The following is a 25,380-nucleotide window of genomic DNA, read 5'->3' as shown; positions in this document are numbered from 1 at the left end:
ATCTGACCGATCCGAGGCCTCGTTCGCTATACATATTGCCCAGCCGCCGAGTCCGGGCATACTCGCTGTGGGGCGTCAGTTCTCGTTCGCGCGGATCTGTGGTTCGTTCACCGGGCAGCCGTAGCTGTGCGAATCGCGCGAGCGGGGCAGCCTTCCGGGCACCAGCAGCGCGGAGATGAGCCCGGCGAGCACCAGCAAGCCAGCGCTGATCAGCATCGCCATGTGATAACCCGAGTTGAACAGCGCAGGATCGGTGTAGCTCCGTGTTATCCCGGTGACCGCAGGGATCACCGCGACGGCGAGCAGACCGGCGGAGCGGGCGATAGCGTTGTTCACACCGGAAGCGGTCCCGGCGAGCCGATCGGGCGCGGTGGCGAGTGCGGTCGAGGTCAGTGGGGCGACCGTCGCGGAAAGCCCGAGCCCGAGCACGACCACGGCAGGCAGTACGTCGGTGAGGTATCTCGCCTCCGGCCCGATACGCAGGCACAGCAGAAAACCGCACGCGGCGATCAGCGGGCCGACCGTCATCTGGATCCGCGGCCCGATCCGCGCGGCCAGCGCCCCGGAACGCGCGGACAGCAACAACATCAGCGCGGTGACCGGCAGCATCGAGGTGCCCGCCGCGAGCGGGGAGAACCCGCTCACCGTCTGCAATTCCAGTACCAGCAGAAAGAAGAACACTCCGAGCGCCCCGTACACCAGCAGGGTGACCAGGTTCGTGGCGGAGAACGTGCGATCGCGGAAGATGTTCAGCGGAACGAGCGGATGGCTGGTGCGGTGCTCAACCGCGAGGAAGGCCACCAGCGCCACCACCCCCAGCGCCGCGCACACCAGTACCGCAACGGAACCGCCGCTCCCGGCCGAGGTCAGCGCGTAGGTCACCCCGGCGAGCCCCAGCGCGGTCAGCACCGCCCCCGCGACATCGATCCCGCGAGGCGCCTGCGTGTTCACCGTCTCCGGAACGTGGCGCAGGGTCAGCACGATGATCAGCGCGGCGATCGGCACGTTGATCAGGAACACCGCCCGCCAGTCCCATTCCACCAGCCAGCCGCCGAGGAACGGCCCGACCGCCCCGGCGATCCCGCCCAGCCCGGACCAGGCACCGACCGCTCGCGCACGGTCCTGGCCCTCGAACGAACTGGAGATGATCGCGAGACTGCCCGGAGTGAGCAATGCCCCGCCGATGCCCTGGACCGCGCGCGCCGCGATGAGCAGTCCCGCATTCGGACTGAACGCGCACAGCACCGATGCCGCGGTGAACACCGCGACACCGATCAGGAACACCCGCCTGCGCCCGTATCGGTCACCGAGCGAGCCGCCGAGCAGGATCAGCGCGGCGAGCGTCAAGGTGTAGGCGTTCACCGTCCACTGCAGGGCACCGAAACTCGCGTGGAACTCCCTCCCGATGCTCTCCAGCGCGATGTTCACGACCGTGCCGTCCAGCATCGCCAACCCGGATCCCGCGATGGTCGCCGCCAGCACCCACCGTCCCGCGGCGGTTCCCATGCGCACGGTCATGGGTTCGCTCGACCGATCACCACAAGCATCTCTGCCGCACCCGCATTCTCGGTAACGCCCGGAAACTCCCTGGATCCGCATGGTAGCACCGATCCCGGCCCGCTCATCCTGACCGGAAACCGGCCGTCCCGGCGGTCCACTTCCACGGCCGATCGATCATTTCCTTGGCACGCCGCGGGTTCGTCCGCTGTTCGGCGGTTCGTACTCAGCGAGGGAGGGGTTGTCCCTTCGTTTCCGGTCCCACGAACCAGATCACGCAGAGCGCGATGACATACGACGCGAGGCCGATGATCGTCGCCGCGGTGGATATGCCACCGAGCAGGCTGATGAGCAGGCCGGTGGCGAGTGTGACGAGCGAGCCTGCGATCCGGGCGGAGTTGAACACCGTGGAGATCGCGGTTGCCCGTCCCGTCGTGGGGAACAGTTCCGGCATGTAGATCGGCATCCACGCGAACTGTCCCAGGACGAAGAATCCGGCGATGCCCGCGGCAACGAGGGCGATTCCGGGCGTCGGGATGGCGAAGAAGAAGATCGGGATGATCAACGCCGATCCCGCGTAGTACAGCAGCATGGTGGGCTTGCGGCCCCACTTGTCGGCAAGGTAACCCAGAAGCAGGTACCCGGGAACGGATGCGGCGTTGAACACCAGACCCGCGTTCGCTGCCCAGGTTTCGCCGGACTGCCCCGCTCGCGTAGCCAGCTGACCGGTGAACTGCGGGATCCAGGCCGACACGCTGTAGAGGCCGATGACGGATACGACGGTGATCAGGAGCAGCCGCAGGGCCCGCTGGCGCAGGTGCGGCTGGCTGAACACCGCGGTGAACGGAGACCGCAGGGACGCACGGTCTTGCGCGCTGAGCTGGCCGCCGCCTGCCGCCGCGGCCTTGGCCTGACGCCTGCGGTCGCGGATCTCCGTCCACATCTGCGGATCTTGCACGGCCCGGCGCACGTACAACACGACCAGTGCGGGCAGTACGCCGATCAGGAACAGGTACCGCCAGGCCTCGCTCCCCACTGGCTGCAGGAGGAACCAGGCCAGGGCGGCGACCATGGCGCCGATGCCGAACCCGGATTGCAGCACGGCGGCGGCTCGTCCGCGGGACCGGTCCGGCCACAGCTCGCCGATGAGTGCCGTCGCGCTGCCCCATTCGGCGCCCAGCCCCATGCCGGTGATGAACCGCAGGGCGAGCAACCACCAGTAGTCGCCCGCGACCGCGGTGAGGCCGGTGAACAACGCGTACCAGAGGATGGAGATCATCAGGGTGCGCCGTCGGCCGAGGTAGTCGGCGGCGAACCCGGCGACGATCCCGCCGAGGGCCCAGCCCAGCAGCGTCGCGGCGACCAGTGCGCCAACGTAGGCGGACAGCTGTTCCAGCCCGCCGGTTTCTACGCTCCGGACGGCAACCGGGCCCGCCAGGACGAGCGCGTAGGTCTCGAATCCGTCGAACGTCCATCCCAGCCACGAGGCGAGGAGTGCACGACGGCTGGACTTGTCGATGGTGCGCAGGGGCCCGGGGCGAGCGCGGGTGTTGAGCGGTTGTACACCGCTTTCCAGGTCGGACATAGTGCTCTCCTTTGAGCGGTAGGGGCGATGTCCGGGTGGTCAGTCGCGCACGTCGACCGGACACGGCGCGGTGACATCGCCCTCGAGCAGTTTCCGTAGTTGTTCGGCGTGCTCAGGGGGCGGGGGTGAAGCAGGCGACCACGGTCACCGGGTTCTCGTCGGGCACGGCGTCTCCGATTCGTCGGGCGGGGCGCCTCTCGCATCCGCAGTGATAATACGTTATAAAACGTCTTATCCATCCTGTCAAGGTTGGGACGCAGGCGGAACACCCAGGATCCTCCGCGCCGAGCTCGCCGACAGGCGTACGGTCCGGCCCGTGCGCCCGCCAGTTCACGCGGATCACGCGATACTCGGCGGCGACCAAGGCAGGCATCATGCGGTCGAAGGCACGGTGATCACCACCCCGGCCACTGAGGAGCGCCAGCCCCGGCCGTACGGAGCCGCGGCCCCGCTCGTCGAAGGATCCGCATTCCATCGATCGCCATCGTGCACAGGATCAGAATCGTTCTCCCATCGCTCACCGGAGAATGCAGGTCGCATGCGGGAGGAGCGCACCCGCGCGGTCATGCACAGCCGGAACCGGCCCGCCGCGCTCGGCAGCAGCTCCCGTATATCGCAAGTCCACTAGCTGACGTGAACCTCGTCTTGACACCGGAGACGGCTTCAACAACACTGATTTGGACGTCATCCAAAGTTTGCACGGTGAGGAGACGAAGATTGTTCCGGAGAGCAAAGGCGCTCGCCGTGCTGGTGCTGCTGGTGTTGCCACTGGCCGCCTGCGGCGCCCGGTCCGAAGCGAGTGGTTCGGTGCTGCGGGTCGCTCGCGCGGAATCCTTTGATGGCTGGGATCCGGACAAGGCTTCGACGTATGCCTCGTATCAGACGTTGAACGGCGTGCTCGAGCCTCTGCTGCGGATGAATGCGGACGGCAAATCGCTGGATCCGGGAATCGCACGCGAGTGGTCACACAACAGGAACGAGACCGCGTGGACCTTCATGCTGCGCAAGGATGTGCGGTTCAGCGACGGTTCGGCACTGAGCTCGGCGGATGTGGCATTCTCCCAAGCAATTTGGCGCCAGGGACCGAATTACGGGAACATGTACGCGAAGATCGCCCGGGTCGAAACCCCCGATCCGCATACGGTGCGGTTCGTCCTCGACGGGCCGGACAGTGCGTTTCCCGTATTGATGGCGTGGTCCTCCTCGGCGGTGTTCCCCAAGGATTTCGGCGGCCGGGATCGGAAAGCCTACTTCGACGCACCGATCGGCGCGGGAGCGTTCACGGTCGAGAAATGGTCGCCGGGCGGGCGGATCGTGTTGCACAGGAATCCCTTCTACTACCTGCCGGGGAGGCCGTACCTGGAACGCATCGTGATCGATGTGGTCGACGAGGACGCCGATGTGCTCTTCCAAGCCGGGCAGGAAGACATCGTCGAGTATCTGACCGCCTTGGACGCGAAGAAATTCGGCAGCCGGGTCGTGGGGCTACCACCGAGTCAGCTGGAGCATCTGAGTTTCCGCACCACCACCGGGCCATTGCGGGATCAGCGGGTGCGCGCGGCCATCGCGCACGCGATCGACTACCGGGCGATCCAGCACGGCGCGTTCCGGGAACACAGCACCCTGCCGAACGGAATCCTTCCGCCCGATCTGCCGAACTGGATGCCGCCGAGTCGTGCGCGACCCGCGCATGATCCGGCGAAGGCGCGGACTCTTTTGCGGCAGGCCGGTTTGCGCGCACCGGTACATCTCGAGGTGGTCTATGACGCGGGAAATCCGGTCGACGAGCTGATCGGACAGGTGTTGCAGGCCGATCTCGCCGAGGTCGGGATCACCCTGAAACTCTCCGGTTTGGAGACCGGCACGTTCCTTTCCCGGGCCTACGGGCTCGATGCGGACATGGTGCTCTGGTCCTACGGCCCAGTGTCACCGGACATCATGGACCCGCTCAGCTGGTTGTCCGGCACCTCCTGGTTGTTCTCCGGCATGGACACCCGGGATGTGCTCGACGTGAACTTCGCCTACCGGGCCACCGACGATCCGGCGAAGAAGCGACGACTCATCGCCGGACTGCAGGATGCGGCGCGGACCAGGCTCCCGGCGATCGGTCTCGCGCAGTTCCAGGTTCTGCACGCGGTCAGCGCACGGGTGCACGGTTTTCACCCGGAGCCGTGGGGGATGTACTACTGGGACACGATCAAGGTCGGCCGGTCGTGAACCGGTTCGCCTTCATCGCGCGCAGGCTGCTGTTCGCCGTACCACTGCTGCTGGTGATCGTGTTCCTCGTGTTCATGCTGCTCCAGATCACCCCGGGAGACCCGGCTCGCGCGGTGGCCGGTTTGCGTGCCTCGGAGGCGGATCTGCGTGCGGTGCGGCATCAGCTCGGCTTGGACGATTCGGTGTTCGTCCGGTTTCTCCGCTATGTCAACGATTTGCTGCACGGGAACCTCGGGTACTCGTTCAAATCGAGTGAACCGGTTTCGGCGATGATCGGCGAGCGATTCCCGATCACGGCGTGGTTGCTCGTCTCCGGAATCCTGCTTTCGCTGGCGATCTCGATCCCGGCCGGAATTCTGTCCGCACGCCGGGAGCGCGGCTTCGCCGACACGATCACCCGTTCCACGGAAATGGTCGGCCTGGCCATGCCGTCGTTCTGGGTCGGTATCGTGCTCGTGCTCACCGTGGCCCTGCCTACCGGTGCCCTGCCCGCGGGCGGGTTCGGCGAGGGCTTCGGCGGCCATCTGCGTTCGATCGTGCTTCCGGCCCTCACCCTGGCGATCTCGGTGGCACCACTGCAGATTCGCAGCCTCCGGGCCAGTGTTCTCGCGGTGCGGGGGCGGGACTACGTGACCATGGCCCGCACACTCGGGATATCCGAGCGCCGCGTGACCGGGCGGTTCGTGCTGCGCAACGCGGCCGGGCCCAGTGTTTCCCTGCTGGCGCTGAACATCGGCTTCCTGTTGTTCGACGCGGTCATCATCGAGAGCACCTTCGCGCTCCCCGGCCTCGGCCAGGGCATCGTGCTGGCCGCCAAACAGCGTGATATTCCGGCGATTCAGGGATACACGCTGCTGTTCGCGGTGATCGTGGTCCTGGTCTATCTCGCAGCGGACATCGTCAACGCCGCCCTCGACCCGCGGATGAAGGTGGAATCATGAGCCTGGGCACGGTATTGGGTGCCCGCGCGGCCTCGGGCGGGCAACGCAGGATCCGGATCGGGGTGCTGATCGTCGGCCTGTTCGTGCTGCTGGCCCTCGCTGCTCCGGTGATAACCCCGTACGAGCCGAACAAACTCGACGTGTTCCACATTCTGGAGGCACCGAGCTGGGCACACTGGCTCGGTACCGACGAGCTCGGCAGGGATGTACTGACCCGGATGGTGTTCGCCGCGCGGGTCGATCTGCTGATCGGTTTTCTCGGTGCCTGTCTGCCCGCCGTGCTCGGGACCGCGCTCGGCGCGCTCGCCGGTTATCTCGGTGGCTGGGTCGACGCGGTGATCATGCGCGCTTCCGATGTGGTGCAGGCCTTTCCGACCTATATCCTGATCATCGCGCTGGTCTTCGCCCTCGGTCAGGGGCCGGTTTCCATTCTCGTCTCGTTCACCGTGGTCGCCTGGGTCGCCTATGCGCGCCTGGTGCGTACCGAGGTGCTGCGCATCCGCGAGCTCGAATTCGTGCAGGCGGCGCACACCGCTGGGCTGTCCAGGACCCGGGTGCTGTGGCGGCATGTCACCCCGAACTCGCTCGGCCAGGCGCTGGTGTACCTCCCATCGGACATCGTGGTCGCCACGCTCGGCCTCGCCTCGCTGTCCTTCCTCGGGCTCGGTATCGAGCCGCCGACCGCGGAATGGGGTGCGATGATCGCGGCCGGAAAGCCCTATATCCAGGAGCAGTGGTGGCTCGCGACGGTCCCCGGGCTCGTGGTCCTGGTCTTCGGTCTCGGGTTGAGCATGATCGCCGACGGGATGGAATCGAGGCTGCGCACATGAGCACACCGTTACTCGAAACGCACGAGCTTTCGGTGCACCTGAACGGTTCCATCACCCCGGTGGAGCAGGTGTCGCTGCGCATCGAGCCCGGCAGCGCGCTCGGAATCGTCGGCGAATCCGGCAGTGGCAAGAGCCTGACGATGCGCGCCCTGCTCGGTGTTCTCCCGGAACACGGCGGAACCAGTGGCCGGGTCGAACTCGCGAACGCGGCGGGCGGCAGGCCGTGCCGGACCGCGATGATCTTCCAGGAGCCGCTCGCCGCGCTGAATCCGACCATGCGGGTGGGTCGGCTGATCGCGGAGGGAGCACGAGCCGGGGGCGCGACCTCCCGCGGCGAGGCTCGCGCGCGGGCGCTCGAACTCATGACACAGGTGGGAATCCCGGAACCGGAACGCCGCTTCCATATGTGGCCGCACGAGCTTTCCGGTGGGCTGCGCCAACGGGTCATGATCGCCACTGCGCTTTCCGGTGATCCCGACCTGTTGCTCTGCGATGAACCGACCACCGCGCTCGATATGACCGTGCAGGCCCAGATTCTGCAGCTGCTCGGCGAACTCCGCGGACAGCGCGGGATGGCCCTGGTGTTCGTCTCGCACGATCTCGGTGTGGTCGCGCGGGTGTGTGAACGCCTCGCGGTGATGTACGCGGGCCGGATCGTGGAGACCGGTCCGACCGAGCAGGTGCTCTCCCGGCCCAAGCATCCGTATACGGCGGCCCTGCTCGGATCGGCTCCGGCCTTCGACCGCCGCGAGGACACGCTCACCCCGATTCCCGGTTCGCCACCGCCGCCGCACGCTTTTCCTGCCGGGTGCCGGTTTCGCGCGCGCTGCGCGTTCGCCCGTCCCGAATGCGCGTGGGCGGAACACATGATGCGCGGACCGATCGATGCCCAGACCGCTTGTATTCTCCCGTTCGCGACCGAGGGGAGGTTCTCGTGACCGTGCTGGCCCGATCGCCTTTTTCCCGCGCTCCTCGGGCCGTGGGCGGCCCCGCGATGCTCGGAAAAGAGGCGCTCCCATGACCTCCATGCTGTCCATCCGCGAGCTCACCGTCGATTACGGCCACCGGTCCTTGTTCACCCGCCGGACACCGGCACTCGCCCTGGATCGGGTCAGCATCGAGGTCGTGCACGGGGAAAGCCTCGGCATCGTGGGAGAATCCGGCTGTGGGAAGTCCACCCTGGCCAAATGCCTCGTCGGCCTCGTGCAACCGGCATCGGGTGAGATCCGGCTCGAGGACAGGCTGCTGACCACCCGGCGCGATCGGGAACACCGGCGGCGGGTGCAGATGGTGTTCCAGGATCCCTCGGCCTCGCTGAACCCGTCGATGACCGTCGGCAAGACTCTTGCCGAACTACTGCGGGTGCACCGGCTCGTTCCCACCGAGCGGATCACCGCGCGCGTGCACGAACTCCTGGACATGGTCGAGCTGCCCGCCGAGCTCGCGAAGGCCGCCCCGGCAAGCCTTTCCGGCGGACAGAAGCAGCGAGTGGGCATCGCGCGCGCCCTCGCGCTGGAACCGGACGTCCTCATCGCGGACGAGGCGGTCGCCGCGCTCGACGTCTCCGTACAGGCGGCGATCCTCAACCTGCTGCGCCGCCTGCGTCATGAGCTCGGGTTGACCCTGCTGTTCATCACCCACGATCTCGCCGTGGTCCGGCAGATCAGCGACCGGGTGACCGTGATGTATCTCGGGCGCGTGGTGGAAACCCAGCCGACCGAACGGTTTTTCGCGAACGCGCACCATCCCTACAGCCGGGCCCTGCTCGCGACCGCACCGCGGATCGGCGAACCGGCCCCGCCGGTGCCGTTGCGCGGCGAACCGGCTTCGTTGCACAGCCGCCCGCCGGGGTGCGCCTTCCATCCCCGGTGCCCGAGCGCCGGAGCGGAATGCGGGTCCCGGGATCCCGAACTGCTCCCGATCACCGAGGACACCTTCGTCGCCTGTCACTACGCCGTACCGGGATCCGCGCGGTAACCTCGGGCGAGGAGGTGCCATGGCAACGAGGGAACAGAATCGCGCGGAACGCGAGAAACGGGTCATCGAAGCCGCCTCGGCCGCGATCGGCGAACTCGGCCTGTCCGCGGTCCGGGTCTCCGATATCGCCGAACGCGCCGGAATGACCACCGGCCACGTCACCTATTACTTCCCGTCCAAGTCGGACCTGCTCATGCTCGCGATCCGGCTCAGCGAGGAAGCGCTGATCGAACGGGCCAAGGCCACCCTCGCTGCCATCGAGGACCCGTGGAATCGGCTCGACCACCTCATCGGTATCTCCGTCGCCAAGGAACACGGCGATCCCGGATGGCTGCTGTGGTTCCAGGTGTGGGCCGATGCGGCCACCAACGAACGGGTCGCCGAGGTACACAACGAACTCGACGCCCGCTGGCGCGATGTGCTCCGCGAGGTGCTCGATTATGGTCGTACGAAGGGAACTTTCCGGTTCACCGACCTCGATGAGACGGCCACACTGCTGTCCTCGGCGCTCGACGGGCTGTCCATCCAGTTGACCATCGGGGCCCCGGACATGTCCGCGAAGCGGCTCGACACCTTGGCACGCAGCCTCGCCTCCGCGCTGCTCGACTGAATCCGCCGAAGTCACGTGCAAATTCTGCCGAGGTCTGCTTGCAAAAAATTTGGACGTCATCCAAACTTGTCTCGGAATTGTTTCGGTATCCCCCAAGGAGCAACGTGACAACCGCAGCAGTGACCCCGGCGGCCGAGGGCTTCGCCATGCCCGCGGAGTGGAACCCGCACGATGCCTGCCTGATGATGTGGCCCTGCCGGTCCGAGCTGTGGGACACCTGGCTGGACGCCGCCAAGGAGGACTACGCCACGACCGCACGCGCCATCGCCGCTTTCGAACCCGTGTTCATGGTGTGCAATCCGGGGCAGGCAAGCGAGGTTCGCCGATACTGCGGTGCCGGAACCGAACCGCTCGAACTGCCCATCGATGATTCCTGGGCGCGGGACTGCGGGCCGATTTTCCTGGCACACACCGAAACCGCGGCCCCCGCGGTGGTGAACTTCCGGTTCAACGCCTGGGGAAACCGCTGGCATCCGTACGACAGCGATGATCTGCTCCCGGCCCGGGTCGCCGAGCACTTCGGGGTACGGCGGTTCGACGCGCCACTCGTGCTCGAGGGCGGCGCCTTCTTGGTGGACGGCACGGGAACGGTGTTCACCACCGAGCAGTGTCTGCTCAACCCCAATCGCAATCCGGAACTGAGCCGTGCGCAGATCGAGCGGTCGTTCCGGGATCATCTCGGGGTGCGCACCGTGGTCTGGCTGCCGTACGGGCACAGCACCGACGACGGTCCGGCGGGAACCGATGGTCACATCGACGGGATCGCCCAGGTTCTCGCCCCTGGCCGGGTGCTGCTCGAACTGCCGAGTGATCCCGCATCGCCGGAATACGAACGTTCCCGGGAAAACCTGAAGGCCCTGCGCGCCGCCACGACAGCCGATGGCGCACCGATCGAGGTGGTCGCCCTGGATGTCCCCGCAGAGGCCGAAGCCGCCTACGCCAACCACTACCTGGCCAATGGTGCGGCCATCGTCCCGGTCACCGGCCAGCGGCACGACGCCGAGGTGCTCACCGCGCTCGCCGGTCTCTACCCGGACCGCGAAGTGGTGCCGGTTCCCGGGAAAACCCTCGCGTTCGGGGGCGGCGGCCCGCACTGCGTCACCCAGCAGATCCCGAGCGGCGTGCTCTGACCATGTCCCGATTCGACGTCGTCGAGGCCTCGATCGCGCAGTTGCGCACCGCGCTCGAACAGGGACGGGTGACCAGCGAAGGACTGCTCTCCGCCTACCTGGACCGGATCGCGGAGTACGATCATGGTGGTATCACGCTGAATTCCGTGGTGGTGCTCAACGATCGGGCCCGCGCGGAGGCCCGCGCCAGCGACCGGCGGCGGGCGCGCGGGGCCTGTTTCGGGCCGCTGGACGGGATTCCGTACACCGTCAAGGACAGCTATCTCACCCGCGGGCTGACCGCGGCCTGTGGATCGCCCGCGTTCACGGGACTCGTGGCCCAGCGCGACGCGTTCACGGTCGAACGGTTGCGCGCCGCGGGTGCGGTGCTGCTCGGCAGGACGAACATGCCGCCGATGGCCAACGGCGGCATGCAGCGGGGCGTCTACGGTCGCGCGGAAAGCCCGTACAACGCCGACTATCTGACCGCCGCGTTCGCCTCCGGTTCCTCCAACGGTTCCGGAACCGCGACCGCGGCGAGCTTCGCCGCCTTCGGGCTCGGTGAGGAGACCTGGTCCTCCGGCCGGGCACCCGCGTCCAACAACGCCCTCTGTGCCTACACACCCTCGCGCGGGATGATCTCGGTGCGCGGCAACTGGCCACTGGTGCCGACGATGGATGTCGTCGTACCACACACCCGCAGCATGGCCGATCTCCTCGAGGTGCTCGACGTGATCGTCGGTGACGACCCGGAAACGCGGGGAGATTTCTGGCGCAGCCAACCGTGGGTGCGGCTGCCGCCCGCCTCGGAGATACGCCCGGAGTCCTTTCCGGCACTGGCCAGCGGGGCGGATCTGGCCGGGAAACGCTTCGGTGTGCCGCGGATGTACATCAACGCCGATCCGGAAGCCGGGACCGCGGCGCACCCGGGAATCGGCGGGCCGACCGGAACACGCATCCGGATCCGGGCCACCGTGCTCGAACTGTGGGCGGGCGCGCGCGCCGATCTGGAGGCGGCGGGTGCCGAAGTGGTGCCGGTCGATTTCCCCGTGGTGAGCAACTACGAGGGCGATCGGCCGGGTACGCCGACCATCCGGAACCGAGGCCTGGTGAGTCCCGAATATCTGCGCAGGGAGATCAACGACCTCTGCGCCTGGTGGTGGGACGATTTCCTGCGGGCCAACGGGGATCCGGAACTCTGCGAGCTCGGCAAGGTCGACGGTGCGCTGATCTTTCCGCAGCCCGAAGGCGCGCTACCGGACCGCTACCACGGTTTCGACGGCGATTCCGCGCAGTACCCGGCCCTCGCGCGCGCCCAGGAATACAGCAACTTCACCGATATCCCGGAGCTGGCCGAAGGTGCGCGCGGTCTCGAACGCACCCGCCGCCTCGATCTCGAAGACTGGTTGGACCGCAACGGCCTCGACGCGGTCGTCTTTCCCGCCGTCGCCGACGTCGGCGCTGCCGATATGGATGTCGACGAGAACTCCGCCGAACACGGCTGGCGCAACGGAATCTGGGTCGCCAACGGCAACCTCGTGCCACGCCATCTCGGCATCCCCACCGTAACCGTCCCGATGGGCACCCTCACCGACATCGGTATGCCGGTCGGCATGACCTTCGCCGGGCGTGCCTATCAGGACAACGCCCTGCTCGCCTACGCCACCGCCTTCGAAGCGACCGGACAGCGCCGCACCACGCCACCCCGCACGCGGTGAGGCACGGACGCTCTCCGGATGTTGCTCCGGCTGCAGTCGACCACCCGTGGCTCAACACGAAAAACCGCGGGCCCTGCGGCCTGCGGTGGGTGCTGACTCGGAGTGGAGCTGGCGGGATTCGACCCCGTGACCCCCACACTGCCAGAAGTCGAGACAGGCCTACGACCAGTACAAACGGAGAACCCGCAGGAAAACGCTACCGTTGAGCGCACTCCAACACGTTCACGCCTCTCCAGCTCTGCTCCACCCACAACCGGCGTGAAACAGGCAGACCCATCGGCCACCCCGACCCGATCAGCAGACCGACGGAGTGTCTGGCTTGGCGGCTCCCGGAATTGCCGTCCTGGATGTCGTGCGGACGATCCCGGCGTGTGCGGGGCCTGGATACCGGAATGCCGGCCTCTTTCGCTGGTTGGCGGCGCCGAGGCCGAACTGGTTCTGCGCGTTCAGTTGGTAGACGTTCACCACGGTCGCGCCCAGCTCGTCGAGCGCGGTCGTGAGCCATCGGGCGATCCCATCCAGAAGCACGACTCCGGGAACTCCGCCGACGTAGGTGATGGTCTTGCCAGCGAGGGGACCCTCCTCGGTCACAGGGGATTGCCCTTGAACGTGCGAAGGGCACATAGCCGGACTCAGCAGGTCTCGAGATCACGCGGACCGAGGCGTCGCAAGCCTGGGGTGATCTTGCGAAGTCCTCAGCCCGGCCCGTCCAGGTCCGCCAGCTGTTCAGCCCTGGTGGCCAAATGGGCTGCCAGACGGTCGATCGGGTCGGTCAGATCGATGCCGAGGACCGACTTGATCCGACCGAGGCGCTTGACGATCGTGTTGCGATGCACGCCCAGCACGGCGGCCGTGTCGGTCACTGACGATTCATAGTCGAGGTAGCAGGCCAGGGTACGCACGAGTTGGCCGGACGGGTCGGCATCGTGCAGAGGCTGAAGCACCGACATCGTGATATCGCGGGCCGGTTGGTAGGAGTACCAGGCAAAGAGCACTCGGCTCAGCCCCACCCGGTCGGTTCGTTCAACGGCTGCCATGGTCTCCCTCGACGCAGCCAACAGTCCGGATCTCCGCGCCTCCCGGAGCGACTTCGCCAGGCCTTCAGGGCCTTGCGCCGGTGTACCGATCCCGGCGCAGAGGCGAATGCCGTCGTTGTCACTCTCGACGGCAAGGAGCCCTGCTCGCACCTTGCCCGCCAGAGTCCTCGCTTCAGCACTGTCTGGAGCGACCTCGTCGGTCAGCCAGCAGACCCAACCATCGGGACGATCGACGACCGACACCTCGAGACCCGCGTCCGCCAGGGCCGCTTCCAAGTCGCGCCCGGTACCGGGTGGCAGATCTGCCGGATCGCCGGCTGGGAGCGACACATGAACAACCGTGTGCCAACCGAAGAGTGGCCAACCGAGAACAGCCGCTCGCTCGGCAGTCCGACGCGAGATCGACTCCGGGTGCTCGAGGATCTCCGAGAGGAGCATGCTCCGGTCTCGGCTCTCCAGCTCGTTCGCCAGTGATCTAGCTGTCAAGTCAGCGGTGAACGCCCACGCCCCGATGGAGAGCGCCTGGCGAACCGATCTCCGGAGCAGACCAGCACTTGTGGGGGCGTAGACACCGAACCACAGCTCCGCGCGCGCTCGTGGCGGCACGACCACTGGATGGAGCGCGATGTAGCCGTTCGTGAGGTCGATGGTCTGCGGAGCTGGATGAGACACCGCGAGGGCGCTCACGATGGGGTCTGGGAGCGGCGGAGCAGGATTCTCATCGGATCGGAGGTCGAAGAACAGGTCATCGCCCTCGATCACACGTCCCGAGCCATCGAGGAGTCCTACGCGCGCGGCCAGGACGTCGCGAAGCACTCCGAGCACGACAGGCGCGGAGCCGCTCTTGCACTCCAGCTTCTCGAGAACACGGGCGACAAGACCGGACCCGACCACCTCGGGTGCGCGCACGTCCGCGTCCATGGCTTGGACAACGGCGCTTTGGTCGATCCCCTGGGCCGTGATGACGGCCAGCCCGTGCCGATCCGCCAGTCTTATCGTCGAGAGCGCGACACCGTGGAGAGGCGTCTCCGTGATGATGCCGGCAGCGGATGAAGCAACAGCGAATCGGACCGCGAGATCGGCCGTGGGACTGTCGAGCGGCAGCTGCTCGCGCGTGAACACGATCAGGCTGCCCACCGGCACCGATCCCAGAGCGGATACCGACTCCCCCGGCCGCACCCCCGTCACCTGCGCATCCAGCCCATTGGCGCCAGCCACCACGGTATACGGGTCAAGACGGCCTAGCGCGAGGAGCTGGCTCAGTACGACAGACATCTACTTACCCTTCGCCGCCACGTCCGGTCTCGTCGGGTATCTCCCGCGCCCGGTCGCCGAAGGTCCTCCTCAGGTTCGGAGGGCTGCCAGGACCTCGTTCTCGACCAAGATTCCCTGGATCAGATCCGCCCCGACAGTCGCGCGCGCCGGACAGGGTCCGGCATTACCCCGGCGTAGACCTCGTTGCAGGCAGCGAAGTCCCGGTCGATTTCGCGGAGGTAGCTGGCGACCTTCACGACATCACTGAGGCCCAGTCCCGCATCGGCGAGCACCGGCTTCACGTTGGCGAGTGTCGCACGCGTCTGCTCCCTGATGCCGTCCGGCATCGACACTGTCGACGGATCCTGGGGACCAAACCCCGAGGTGAACAAGAAGCCGTTGGTTAGGACGCCAGGGTTGAGCGGGATGGGATGGTCCATCTCCGCTGCGGTGACCGGCACCTTCACGTGTGTTCTCCTTCCGGCTGCCGCGCGCGAGGAACTGTGCTCGCGGACTCGGGGGCTTCGCTCACCGGCCTTGGCCGCGAGCTGGTGCACCCACTCGAGCGCATCTCGTGGAGGTCGGCATGTCCTCCTGCCGGGCTCAGCCCTGCTCCGGCCGTAGATCGCAAGACCGTCGATCACACCCTCCTCGACCGCCTTGGCCGGAGCGATGCCGAGGCCGCGGAGCTCGCGTACTGAGGTCACCACCGCGTCGAGAGCCGCGCGGAGCTCGGGCACGGCTCGCAGCGCCAGGTCGGTGAAGGCGAACTGAGTGCTCTCGATCCCGGTGCGGCCCGTGACGTGGACACGGCAGTCCCAGAGGCCCGGCGAACTTGATCGCTGCGCCGTCGAGGACGACGACACCATCCAGGACCAGGTCCCCGCGCCCCGGGTCAGCAGATCCGCCTCGATTCGGTATGTGGTCGTCGTACCGCGGCCGATCGAAGCACCTGTCCGACCGCCTTGACCGCAACTCGGACGCTCCCGCCTGGGACGTAGGTCATCGGGATCTCCGAGATCCGGGTGATGCGAACCTGGTTCGGGTCCGCGCCGGCACGGACAGCCTCGGCTGTCGCGGCCTTCCGCGCCTCGTTCAGACACTTCTCCCGGCCGTGCTCGTCGTAGGAGTAAACGCGGTCGACCGTTCCCGATGCCTCGGCGATGGCGGCTCCCACGGCGTTCGCGACCGGAGACAGGTCGTGCCGGATCACCTTCGACACACCAGGGATGGCGTCTGGGATCAGGTGGGCTCCCCCGCCCACGGCGATCAGCGGCAGTTCGCCTCGGGAGGTCTTGATTCTGTCGGCAAGGATGCCGAACTGCTCGTCGACGTGGGCCAGCACCTCCTCCACAGAATCGTCGGTGAGGCCCACGAGCGACGGATCGCCGAACTGAGCTCGCCGGGAGGCCACGCTGATGTCGCTGAGAGTGAGTGTGTTTCCGCCGAAGACGAGCGCATCCTCGGTGATCCGGTAGCCCACGCTGTCGGGGCCGACCTGGGGCGGACTCGTCGAGCCGACGATCGTGCCGCCCCCGATTCCCACCGAAATCAGGTCGGCCATGCGGTAGTTGGTACGCACGCCGCCGACCTCGACGGCCAGTGCGGACTCGCGGGGGAATCCATCGACGAACAGACCGACATCCGTCGAAGTGCCGCCGACATCCATGACGATGGCGTTGTCGACCCCCGAGAGGTAGGCGGCTCCCCGCATGGAGTTGGTGGGTCCGGATCCGATGGTCATCACCGGCCGACGCACGGCTTCGTCCGCAGTCATGAGGGTTCCGTCGTTCTGCGTGAAGAACATCTCGGCGGTGATGCCATGGTCGGCCAGCGCGCCGGTGAGGCCGTCGCGGACCGTCCGTGCGACGTCGACGAGGGCGCTGTTGAGGATCGCTGAGTTCTCGCGCTCCAGGAGACCGATTCCGCTGACCTCGTGGGAGGCAGTGATCATGGCGTCCTCGCCGAGTACACCCCGGAGGATCGCGACCGCCTTGAGCTCGTGGTCGGCGTTGATCGGCGAGTTCATGGCTACGACCGCGACGCCGTCGACGTCACGACACAGTTCAGCGAACTTCGTAACGGCTTCACCATCGAGGGGGACAAACACGCGGCCATCGACGTCGTGACCTCCTCGAACAATCTCTACCGGGCCTCGTACGACATCCACGAGATCTTCCGGCCACTCCGCGAACGGCGGAACTGCGAGGGTGGCCGGAGCGCCGATCCGCAGAAGTGCCACACGGCCGAGTCCGGACCGGCGGATGATGGCGTTCACCGGATGCGTGGTGCCCAGCATGACTTGTCCGACCGCCGTGCCGTCGACCTCTGAGAGCACTCCGACAAGAGCTGCCCGGATGCCCTCGAACACATCCGGCGAGGTGGGTGCCTTGCGCCAGGCCAGGACATCGCCGTCCTGATCGACGACAGCGACGTCGGTGTTCGTCCCTCCGACGTCGATACCGATTCGAAGCTCCTTCATGCCATTGCTCCCTCAAAGAAGTGGACGTAGTCCAGGTCGTATCCGAAGGCGCGCGGCCCGACCAGGTCGATGGCTTCGGGCGTCCGCCACCGCTCGTGCGCCGGAGTCGCCAGGACGTGCAGCCGCTGGCCGTAGGCGAGGCCGTCGGTGAGCACGGCTTGTGCCGTTTCCACGTCAAGGGTCGTGATCAGGTCAGGGCTGGTCACGACAGGGCGACCGTTCTCGAGCGCGACCAGGTTCTCGTTCTGGAAGTCCAGACGCATGATCCGGTCGGAGTCCGCCAAATGCTCGAGCGTGACGGTGCCGAGATTCCAGCCGCCCTCGGTGCGCCGTTCGAGGTCGATCACCTTGCCGGTGAAGACGATCTTGCCCTCGCAGAACTCCAGGAGGTCGTCGTAGCCGTTCCCGGCTCCACCGGCGACCGCGCGGAGGCGCTTGCCGATCTCGTAGCAGTAGGTCAGCGAACCGATGATGGAGGTTTCATGCGCGCGCTTTACGGTCATCGGGTACATCGCCGCTACGGCCATCATCCCCATCTGGACCAGCGTCGCTCGGGTGATCCGCTCGACCTCGTAGTTGTCGACGCCTTCGATCAGCACCACATTGCCCTTCGTGTCGGCAACCACACCCGGCGAAGCCGGCACGCCTTCCAGCTGCCAGAGCGTCATCTCGACCTTGGGGAAGCACCGACGCATCCCGTCGGCGTCGATCACCGGCAGACCCAGCTCGGCAGCCGCGGCGACAGGCAAGACGGCGTTGCCGCCACCAAGCTCGGCGGCCATCAGCGCGACCGCCTTGCGCCCGAGGCGCTTCTCGAGTGCCCGGACCGCGATTCGCCACTCGGAGCCCTCGAAGATCCTCTCGACGAGCGCGGTCGGCGCGCCACCAGCCCCGACTGGGATCACCAGTCCATCGGCGGGCAGGTCGTCCGGCGCCACGATGGGAACGGGGCCGTATCGCCTCACCGCGTCCTTGACCACCAACATGGGGACATACGGACCCCATCCGCCGCCGGCGCCCAGGACGGCAGCCCCGGCCGCGAAGTCGTCGATGTTGTCGATCGTTACTTCCTTCATGAATCCTCCTCGTGCGACACCAGCAAACCGGTTGGTGGCCATTTGCGCAGCGGTCAGGAACCACATGTGGGGCTTCTCGCCAGCGCAAGCTGCCCATCGCATCTCGTGCGCTCGATCGCGACTGTCAGGATCGCTCCGGCACGGTGATGGGTCGACCGACCTTCACCCTGCTGTCGGCTTCGACGAGGGTGCCAACAGCCGGTGTCTGCGACTTCTACGGCCGGGTCGCCGACCTTCTTCAGCCACTCGAGCACGAAACCCTCGGTGACACCGTCACCGAGATCCGGAACCTCGATCTCTTGGTGCATCTCAATCTCCCGTCTCAAGGGGCGACTCCAGCTCGCCGCACAGGTCGGTCAGGAACGCAGCCAGGGCCGCTCCGTTGACGACGCAGTGGTCGACAGTCACGCTCACCGGTAGGACCGGTGCGCCGGAAACGTCCTCGGGACGAAGTTTTTCGGCGCCCTGCTCGGTCCTGAAACTGAGCGACCTGCGCGACGATCTCGAGGTCGACGCCGCCCCATGACACGTTCTTCGCCGTCGATCCGGCAGTTCACCAATGGATGACGTGCAAGCGTGCTCGCCAAGCGAGCCGTGACGATGGAGGTCAGACCGGCGCGCACCCCTCGATCCGCAAGCTGGCTACGTCGCGCGATCACGCCAGTTGCCTCAACCTCGGCCATGAGCGTTGCAGGGACTGTCGTCTGCCGCCCTCGTTGTAGCCGCTCTGCGGTGATCAGCTGGACGGGTCGCGGCTTCTCGCGCACTTCGAGGACAGGCCACGGACCAGGAGTGGCGCTCATGCTCGAACCACATCGCGCACGACCTGCACGACCCCGGTCCGCTGTCGGCAAGGTCGTATCCCTGAGACCGCACCGAGCCCACCGACCTGCCAAGCCTCGTGAGCGACCACGAGCCAACCGGTACGCCGCACCGACTCAGTCACGAGCTACCGTCCGGATCCCTCGGGGCGCCGAAGGCGATCGAGATGCGTTTCATAGAAGAAGTTTCCTGACCAAGAAGGTCCGCTGTCAGTGGACGGAATGCACACCAGCAGACGGTCAAGTGGTCTGTTCGCCCACTGGACGGATCTCAGCCGCGCTCGAACCGCTGGCAGATCTCACCCAAGCCCTCGATCGAGCTGACGAGAACGTCTCCCGGCTGGAGGTAGAGCGGCGGCTTGCGCGCCACACCGACGCCCGAGGGCGTCCCGGTGAAGATCAGGTCCCCGGGAAGCAGGCGAAGAACACCCGAGAGGTGTTCGATGAGCGCAGGCACGTCGAAAATCAGTTGGTACGCAACCTTTTCGGTGTCGGTTGGAGTCGTAGGCACAGGCGCGGAAGAAGTCGGTGCCGACCGTGGCGGAGCTCCGGCGACCGCGCGGCACGCTCGATGGCAATCAGGACGACCGGGCTCCCTAACCGGGAGTCGAACTCGGCAGCGACCCGGTCGATACTCGTCTCCAACAGCTTCGCAGCGGAGGCACTGTCCACCGTGGCACGTTCAAGCGCTGCGAGGACCTGCGGCGTGCGCAGTGCGATGACCTCCCTGGCAGTTCTACCGTTGAGCGCACTCCGACACAGCTCGCACCCCTTCAGCACATCATTCCGCTCCAGTTCCGCTCGACCTGCAACCGGCATGCAACAGACATGCACCCGGTCGCACACCTCGAGCCAGCGGCACGTGTGGGATCGAATTCTCGTCGTTCATACCCGACTTCGTCGTGTAAACCGACACGGCCATTTAGTTGACAACACTGTACACAGCTGCGCCTCCGATCGAGGCATCGCTTGGATCTCTCTGGGCCGTCTCTGTAGCTGGTTTCGGATAGTTGCCATCGAGTCGTTGTGCTTGAAGACCTCACGACGACATGGGGACACGCTCCTGGGGCCGCTCCCACCACCACCGCAGCGGGTCGTGACTCATCCGGGGCGGAACAGAAACAGAGGCAAGGCGATGGACGTCTTCATCCCAAGCGGGTTCAAGCGTTCGCCCACGGCGGCTCGACGTCCTGCGCCAGTTCCACGACATACGGTTTCCGGTCGGAAAGTGTCCAGTCCGGCAGGTGTACGCGCTCGCCGTCGCGGAGCGCGGATTCGTGGGACAGGATTCCGGCGCAGGTGATGTTCGCGGCCTGCACCGCGTCCGGATAGGGGCGTTCCTCTCCGAGCACGGACATCAGCAGTCGATGCGCCAGATGCGGGTGCGAGCCGCCGTGTCCGCCGCCCTGCACGAACGAACGGTGCTCGGTCTCACCGTCCGCGGTGTACACGCCTGCGGTGGTGAACGAGCGGATCTCCTCGGGCAGCCGCTGCGCGAAGTCGGGTACCTCGATCCGCTCGGGTGTCTCGCCGAGGTAGAGCACGTGCGCGGCGTCCTGTGTCTGGGCCCATTCGAAGGTGCGGATCGAACCGTAGACGTCGAAACTCTCGCGGTATTCACGGGCGACCGCCCACAGGTGCCGGGTGACCTCGGCGGCGATGTCACTGTCGAGGAACTTGATATGCGTCGACTCGATCGCATGCGGCGAGCCGTAGGTGTCTTTCATCCGGTCGAACACCGAGCCGGAGCCGAGGCACTGGACGTATTCGGCCTGATGCCCGGCCAGCGCCAGCGTCGGGCTGATCGCGTGCGTCGCGTTGTACATCGGCGGCATTCCGTCCCAATAGGACGGCCAGCCGGTCATGTCCTGGTGGTGCGAGGACCGGAAGAACTGCAGCTTGCCGAGATTGCCGTCCAGGTAGTTCTGTTCGATGAAGAAGAATTCACGGCTGTACACCGTGGTTTCCATCATCATGTAGGTCAGCCCGGTCCGCCGCTGTGCCTCGACGATCCGGCGGCAGTCCTCGACCGAGGTGGCCATCGGAATGGTGCAGCCGACGTGCTTGCCTGCTTCCAGCGCGGCGACGACCTGGTCGGCATGCAGCTGCAACGGCGTGTTGATGTGGACGAGGTCGATGTTCGGATCGGCCAGCATCCGCTCGTAGTCGGTGTAGCGCACGTCCACGCCGTGGCGGTCACCGACCTCGTTGAGCTTCGACTCGGTACGCTGACAGATCGCGTACATCTCCGCGTTGCGGTGCCGCTGGTAGATCGGAATGAACTCGGCCCCGAACTCCAGCCCGACGATGCCGACGCGCAGCACCTTCTCCGAAGACATTCGTTCCCTTTCTGTGTTACTTCTTGCTTTCCCCGGCGTCGACGGCCAGCTCCATGCCGGTGATCATGCGTGCCTCGGTCGAAAGCAGCCACAGCACGGCTGCCGTCGAGTCCTCGGCGCTCAGATCGCCAGGCAGGAGCTGACCGGCCCGGAAACCCGCCAGCAGGTTTTCCCGTGGCACCTGGTTCAGTTCGGCCATCGCGGCGGTCATCTCGGTGTCGGTGCCGCCGGGATGCACGGTGTTGCACCGGATTCCGTACGGGCCGAGTTCCGCGGCGAGTGCCGTGCCGAGCCCGCGCAGCGCCATTTTCGCCGCGACGTAGTGTGCGAGTCGCGGTACCGGTTTGATGCCGACCACGGAGCTGACCAGTACCAGTGCCGAACCGGCACCGCGCTCGATGAGCCGTGGAACGGTTGCGTGGCAGGTGTGGAAGACGCCGGTGAGGTTGATGTCGATCATCGTCCGCCAGTGCGCGGGCGGCAGTTCCCAGGTGTTGTGGAACCCGTCGGTGATGCCGGCGTTCGCGATCACGTAGTCGATCCCGCCGAGGCGCTCGGCGGTCTCGTTCGCCGCAGACACCAGCGCCCCGTGGTCGCGAACGTCCACTTCGAACAGTTCGGCCCTGCGGCCGAGCGCCCGGATGTCCGTCTGGGTGGCGCGCAGATCCTCGATGGTGGCCGTCCGATAGGGCGGATGCTCCACCGTGCCCGCACGGCCCAGGTCGACCAGCGCCACGTCCGCGCCCTCAGCGGCGAGCCGCACGGCGTGACCGCGGCCCTGTCCGCGTCCCGCCCCGGTGACGAGGGCGACCTTGCCGTCGAACCGGCCGCTCATGCCTGCTCCAGCAGGTGCTCGGCACTCAGGTAAGCCAGCGCTTGGACCGTCTGGTTCGGGTTGTATCCACCGTAGCTGACGAATTGCCCACCACCGATCGCGTACAGGCCACGGCATTCGTGCACCTCGCCGTAGACGTTCGTGACCGAGGCGGCCGGGTCCTCGCCCATCCGGTGCACGCCGACATCGTGTGTGGAGAGGTGGTACGGCGGTCGCGGCTCGTCCATCCAGTAGTCCTTCGCACCCATCTCGCGGGCGATTGTCTCCTTGTAGTGCCCCATGAGCGTGACCGCGTTCGCGTCGTGCGGCTCCCAGTCGTGTGTGATCCGCAGTGCGGGCTGGCCCCAGCGATCCTTGACGTCCGGGTCGAGGTCGCAGTAATGCCGGGGGTGCGGGAAATTCGTTGTCTGCGAGTACATCCGGTGCAGGTGCAGGTAGTTGTCCCGCAACCAGTGCTTGAGCGAAAGGCCCCACTTCGGCACCTTCGGGTTCATCAGGTGGTAGGCCTCGATCGGCTGCAGATCCCCGGTGACGCTGATGATCGGTGAGCCCCAGAGCACACCGAGGTCGTTGTCCGGCACCAACTCCGAGGTGTAGTCGTCGACCGCGCTCGAGGCGTTGAACGTGCCGAGGAACGGGTTCGTCGGCTCCGGCAGGACGGAGGTGAACCAGCCGAAGTTGTGCGTCATGAAGTTCTGCCCGACCTGGCCGTCCCGGTTGATCCCGGAAACCAGCAGTAGTCGCACGTTCTCCAGCGCATACGCGGCCAGCACCACCAGATCCGAATGGACCTCGTGCGCGGTACCCGAACCGTCCACATAGGTCACACCGGTGACCCGGGAGCCGTCGTTCGTCCGGTGCACGCGCAGTACCCGGCTCAGGGGGCGCAGGTCGAGATTCCCCGTCGCCTTCGCAGCAGGCACCGAGGTGACCTGCGTGGTCGACTTTGCGTTGACATGGCAGGGATAGCCGTGGCAGAAGCCGCAGTTCACGCAGGCTGGCCTTCCGCGGTACTCGACCGAATTGATCGCCACCGGCTGCCGGAACGGATGCAGGCCGAGGCGCTCGGCCGCCGCGGTGAACGGCACATCGCCCGGTCCCTGCGTGACCGGCGGCATCGGGTACTCGTGCTCACGTGGTGGCCCGAACGGGTTGTCCGCTGCCCGGCCGGAGATGCCCTGTTCCCGCTCGACCTTCTCGTAGTACGGCTCGAGATCGGCGTAGCTGATCGGCCAGTCCGCGAGTGAACCATCCGGCAGTGCCCCTTTGCCGAACCGCTCGGCAATGGCGGAGCGCATCCGGAAATCGGCCTCCCGGAAGCGGTATGCGGCAGCGCCCCAGTGGAGCGTGCCGCCTCCAGTGCCGATGGAGGGCAGGCCGTACAGCGGTTCGTCCGAACCGAGTTCACCCGCGGACCATGGCAGCACCCGCGCCGTTTCACCTTCGTTGGCGCGCCAGGTCACGGGGTCGACATCGACCCCGGCGACGATGGCGCCACGCTGGTAGTACCGCAGCTCGTCCTGTTTGATCAGGAAGTCCTCCTGGGTGTAGTCCGGCCCCTTTTCGAGGCCGAGCACCCGCAGCCCTGCCGCGGTCAGCTGCTCGGCGATGATGCCGCCGGAGGAGCCCATTCCGACGACGATCGCGTCGAATCGCTCGGTCACCGTTCGTCTCCGATCCGCGCGTACAGATCCTTGATGCTGAGCATCGGGATTTCCCTGGCATCGGTGCCCGGCCGCATCTGCTCGGCCGAGTATCCCCACTGTGCGCCTGGGAAACCGACGAGTTTCCAGCCGACCAGGTCGCGGTTGCCACCGTATGCCGGGTCGCCGAGAAAGCCCTGGATGGTGTGCTCGCGCACGATACGGAAGAACCGTCCGGCGAAATCCGGGCTTTCCGCAAGCGTGGCCACGATCTCTTGCCGCGCTTGGCCATCGAGGTCGGTGAACGTGACGCCGTCACCCAACTCGCGCAGCGCGGCGAGCCCCGCGCGGTAAACCGGTTGCAGTTCCCGCAGGAACCCGGCCAGCGAGCGGTCGATGTACTCGACGACACCGGCTTCGCTCGCCCCAGGCGAGCCTTCTTCGCCGGGCAGGATTTCCTCGACCAGAGCGTCGAGAACGGCCGCTTCCGCACGATTGAGGAACAGCAGTGGGTATTCCATTTCAGTCCTTCTCCGGCGCTTCAGGAACCGACTCGGACCTTGGCCCTGGACTCGACAAGCGGGCGCAGGTACTCGATGGAAGTGCGCGCGTCCTCGTCCGGTTCGATACCACGGCGATGGAAACCCGTCTCCATCGTGAGGTAGCCGTCGTAGCCGATGTCGAGCAGCGCGTCCACAAGGGACGGAAAGTCGGCCGCGCCGGAACCGGGTGGGAGGCGGTCGCTGTCGGCGATGTGAATGTGCTTGAGGTTCCGGCCCATCTTGTAGGCGTAGTCACTGATGACCTCACGCCGGTACAGCACGTGGAACGTGTCGAACATGAGTTTCACGTTGTCCCGGTTGACGTCCTCCATCAGCTCGATCGCATCATCCGCGCTCTCACAGAGGTTCGTGTCGTGCGAGGTCGGCTCGATGACCAGCGTGACGCCGGTGTGTGCGATCGAATCAGCGATCTCGGTGAGGCACTCGCGGCTCCACTTGAGCGCCTGCCGTCGCGAGGTGCCGAAGATGATCCAGCCTGGCAGATAGATCAGCGTCTTGCCGCCCCATTGTGCGGTCAGCTCGGCGAGCTCCTTGTAGTGTTCGATGGTCGCCCGGCGTTCCTCGGCGATGGGGGAAGCGGGGTTGTTGCCCGGACCGCCGGACGGCGCGGGGAGCATACTCGACAACGAGAGCCCGTGCTCGTCGAGTAGGTCCCTGACCTGGGCGCGACGGTCCGCCGAAAGATGCGGCGGGTAGGCGTGCGGGGCGGCGGCGCCGATCTCGATGCCGTCGTAGCCGAGCCCGGCGATACGCTTGATCGTCTCGTCGAGCGTGTAGGAGGGCACCCAGACGAAAAAGCTGGAGTAGGCCCATGTGTTGTACGAGATCTTCACTTTGGTTGTTCGC

General features: G+C 66.5%; 22 protein-coding genes. 8 read left to right on the top strand and 14 right to left on the bottom strand.

Going from position 1 to position 25,380, the window contains the following annotated elements; all coding sequences use genetic code 11:
* Positions 1-75 precede the first annotated feature (75 nt).
* Positions 76-1,518, bottom strand: coding sequence for an MFS transporter (locus AD72_RS30635; protein ID WP_051899185.1), 1,443 nt, complete (start codon positions 1,516-1,518; stop codon positions 76-78).
* A 205-nt stretch (positions 1,519-1,723) separates the two neighbouring features.
* Positions 1,724-3,082, bottom strand: coding sequence for an MFS transporter (locus AD72_RS30630; RefSeq protein ID WP_031470119.1), 1,359 nt, complete (start codon positions 3,080-3,082; stop codon positions 1,724-1,726).
* Positions 3,083-3,799: 717 nt separating this feature from the next.
* On the opposite strand from AD72_RS30630, the gene AD72_RS30625 reads away from it, so the two are divergent.
* From AD72_RS30625 to AD72_RS30590, 8 genes are all read left to right on the top strand, one after another.
* Positions 3,800-5,299, top strand: coding sequence for an ABC transporter substrate-binding protein (locus AD72_RS30625; protein WP_156365437.1), 1,500 nt, complete (start codon positions 3,800-3,802; stop codon positions 5,297-5,299).
* Positions 5,296-6,240 (top strand): ABC transporter permease, encoded by a 945-nt coding sequence (locus AD72_RS30620; RefSeq protein WP_031470117.1) that lies wholly within the window; start codon positions 5,296-5,298, stop codon positions 6,238-6,240. The genes AD72_RS30625 and AD72_RS30620 overlap by 4 nt, the downstream gene beginning before the upstream one ends.
* Entirely contained in the window at positions 6,237-7,070 is an 834-nt protein-coding gene (locus AD72_RS30615; RefSeq protein WP_051899184.1) for an ABC transporter permease, read from the top strand. The genes AD72_RS30620 and AD72_RS30615 overlap by 4 nt, the downstream gene beginning before the upstream one ends.
* Positions 7,067-8,008, top strand: coding sequence for an ABC transporter ATP-binding protein (locus AD72_RS30610; protein WP_037347888.1), 942 nt, complete (start codon positions 7,067-7,069; stop codon positions 8,006-8,008). The genes AD72_RS30615 and AD72_RS30610 overlap by 4 nt, the downstream gene beginning before the upstream one ends.
* Before the next feature lie 79 nt (positions 8,009-8,087).
* The gene (locus tag AD72_RS30605) at positions 8,088-9,047 is read left to right on the top strand and encodes an ABC transporter ATP-binding protein (RefSeq protein WP_031470114.1); all 960 of its coding nucleotides are present in this window, start codon (positions 8,088-8,090) and stop codon (positions 9,045-9,047) included.
* Positions 9,048-9,066: 19 nt separating this feature from the next.
* On the top strand, positions 9,067-9,657 hold the full coding sequence (locus AD72_RS30600; protein ID WP_031470113.1) for a TetR/AcrR family transcriptional regulator: 591 nt from the start codon (positions 9,067-9,069) through the stop codon (positions 9,655-9,657).
* Positions 9,658-9,761: 104 nt separating this feature from the next.
* Entirely contained in the window at positions 9,762-10,787 is a 1,026-nt protein-coding gene (locus tag AD72_RS30595) for an agmatine deiminase family protein (protein WP_197285125.1), read from the top strand.
* Positions 10,788-10,789: 2 nt separating this feature from the next.
* Positions 10,790-12,484 (top strand): amidase, encoded by a 1,695-nt coding sequence (locus AD72_RS30590; protein ID WP_031470111.1) that lies wholly within the window; start codon positions 10,790-10,792, stop codon positions 12,482-12,484.
* A 294-nt stretch (positions 12,485-12,778) separates the two neighbouring features.
* On the opposite strand, the gene AD72_RS30585 is transcribed toward AD72_RS30590, so the two are convergent.
* From AD72_RS30585 to AD72_RS30535, 12 genes are all read right to left on the bottom strand, one after another.
* Entirely contained in the window at positions 12,779-13,075 is a 297-nt protein-coding gene (locus tag AD72_RS30585; protein WP_031470110.1) for a hypothetical protein, read from the bottom strand.
* A gap of 104 nt (positions 13,076-13,179) precedes the next feature.
* A complete protein-coding gene (locus AD72_RS30580) occupies positions 13,180-14,796 on the bottom strand; it encodes a PucR family transcriptional regulator (protein ID WP_031470109.1) in 1,617 nt (538 codons plus the stop codon).
* 119 nt (positions 14,797-14,915) lie between these two features.
* Positions 14,916-15,644: a RidA family protein gene (locus tag AD72_RS36035; protein WP_082469246.1), complete on the bottom strand. Its 729-nt coding sequence runs from the start codon at positions 15,642-15,644 to the stop codon at positions 14,916-14,918.
* Positions 15,645-15,670: 26 nt separating this feature from the next.
* Positions 15,671-17,257, bottom strand: a complete 1,587-nt coding sequence (locus AD72_RS30570) for a hydantoinase/oxoprolinase N-terminal domain-containing protein (protein ID WP_051899183.1) — start codon at positions 17,255-17,257, stop codon at positions 15,671-15,673.
* Entirely contained in the window at positions 17,254-18,333 is a 1,080-nt protein-coding gene (locus tag AD72_RS30565; RefSeq protein WP_031470107.1) for an S-methyl thiohydantoin desulfurase family protein, read from the bottom strand. Before AD72_RS30565 ends, AD72_RS30570 begins: the two co-directional genes overlap by 4 nt.
* Positions 18,334-18,743: 410 nt before the next feature.
* Positions 18,744-19,136, bottom strand: a complete 393-nt coding sequence (locus tag AD72_RS38255; protein WP_156365435.1) for a 2-oxo acid dehydrogenase subunit E2 — start codon at positions 19,134-19,136, stop codon at positions 18,744-18,746.
* A gap of 289 nt (positions 19,137-19,425) precedes the next feature.
* The gene (locus AD72_RS30560; protein ID WP_031470106.1) at positions 19,426-19,665 is read right to left on the bottom strand and encodes a fumarylacetoacetate hydrolase family protein; all 240 of its coding nucleotides are present in this window, start codon (positions 19,663-19,665) and stop codon (positions 19,426-19,428) included.
* A 649-nt stretch (positions 19,666-20,314) separates the two neighbouring features.
* Positions 20,315-21,493 carry a Gfo/Idh/MocA family protein gene (locus AD72_RS30555; RefSeq protein ID WP_051899182.1) on the bottom strand — a complete coding sequence of 393 codons (1,179 nt, stop codon included), beginning with the start codon at positions 21,491-21,493 and terminating at the stop codon, positions 20,315-20,317.
* A gap of 16 nt (positions 21,494-21,509) precedes the next feature.
* Positions 21,510-22,328, bottom strand: a complete 819-nt coding sequence (locus AD72_RS30550; RefSeq protein ID WP_031470104.1) for an SDR family oxidoreductase — start codon at positions 22,326-22,328, stop codon at positions 21,510-21,512.
* A complete protein-coding gene (locus AD72_RS30545; RefSeq protein WP_031470103.1) occupies positions 22,325-23,992 on the bottom strand; it encodes a GMC family oxidoreductase in 1,668 nt (555 codons plus the stop codon). Before AD72_RS30545 ends, AD72_RS30550 begins: the two co-directional genes overlap by 4 nt.
* Entirely contained in the window at positions 23,989-24,492 is a 504-nt protein-coding gene (locus AD72_RS30540; protein ID WP_031470102.1) for a gluconate 2-dehydrogenase subunit 3 family protein, read from the bottom strand. Before AD72_RS30540 ends, AD72_RS30545 begins: the two co-directional genes overlap by 4 nt.
* Positions 24,493-24,512: 20 nt before the next feature.
* Positions 24,513-25,367 carry a sugar phosphate isomerase/epimerase family protein gene (locus AD72_RS30535; RefSeq protein WP_031470101.1) on the bottom strand — a complete coding sequence of 285 codons (855 nt, stop codon included), beginning with the start codon at positions 25,365-25,367 and terminating at the stop codon, positions 24,513-24,515.
* Positions 25,368-25,380: the final 13 nt, after the last annotated feature.

This window comes from Sciscionella sediminilitoris (genome assembly GCF_000737195.2).
GTDB lineage: Bacteria > Actinomycetota > Actinomycetes > Mycobacteriales > Pseudonocardiaceae > Sciscionella > Sciscionella sediminilitoris.
Note: the sequence above shows the minus strand (reverse complement) of the source record. Positions and strands in the feature narration are given on the sequence as shown.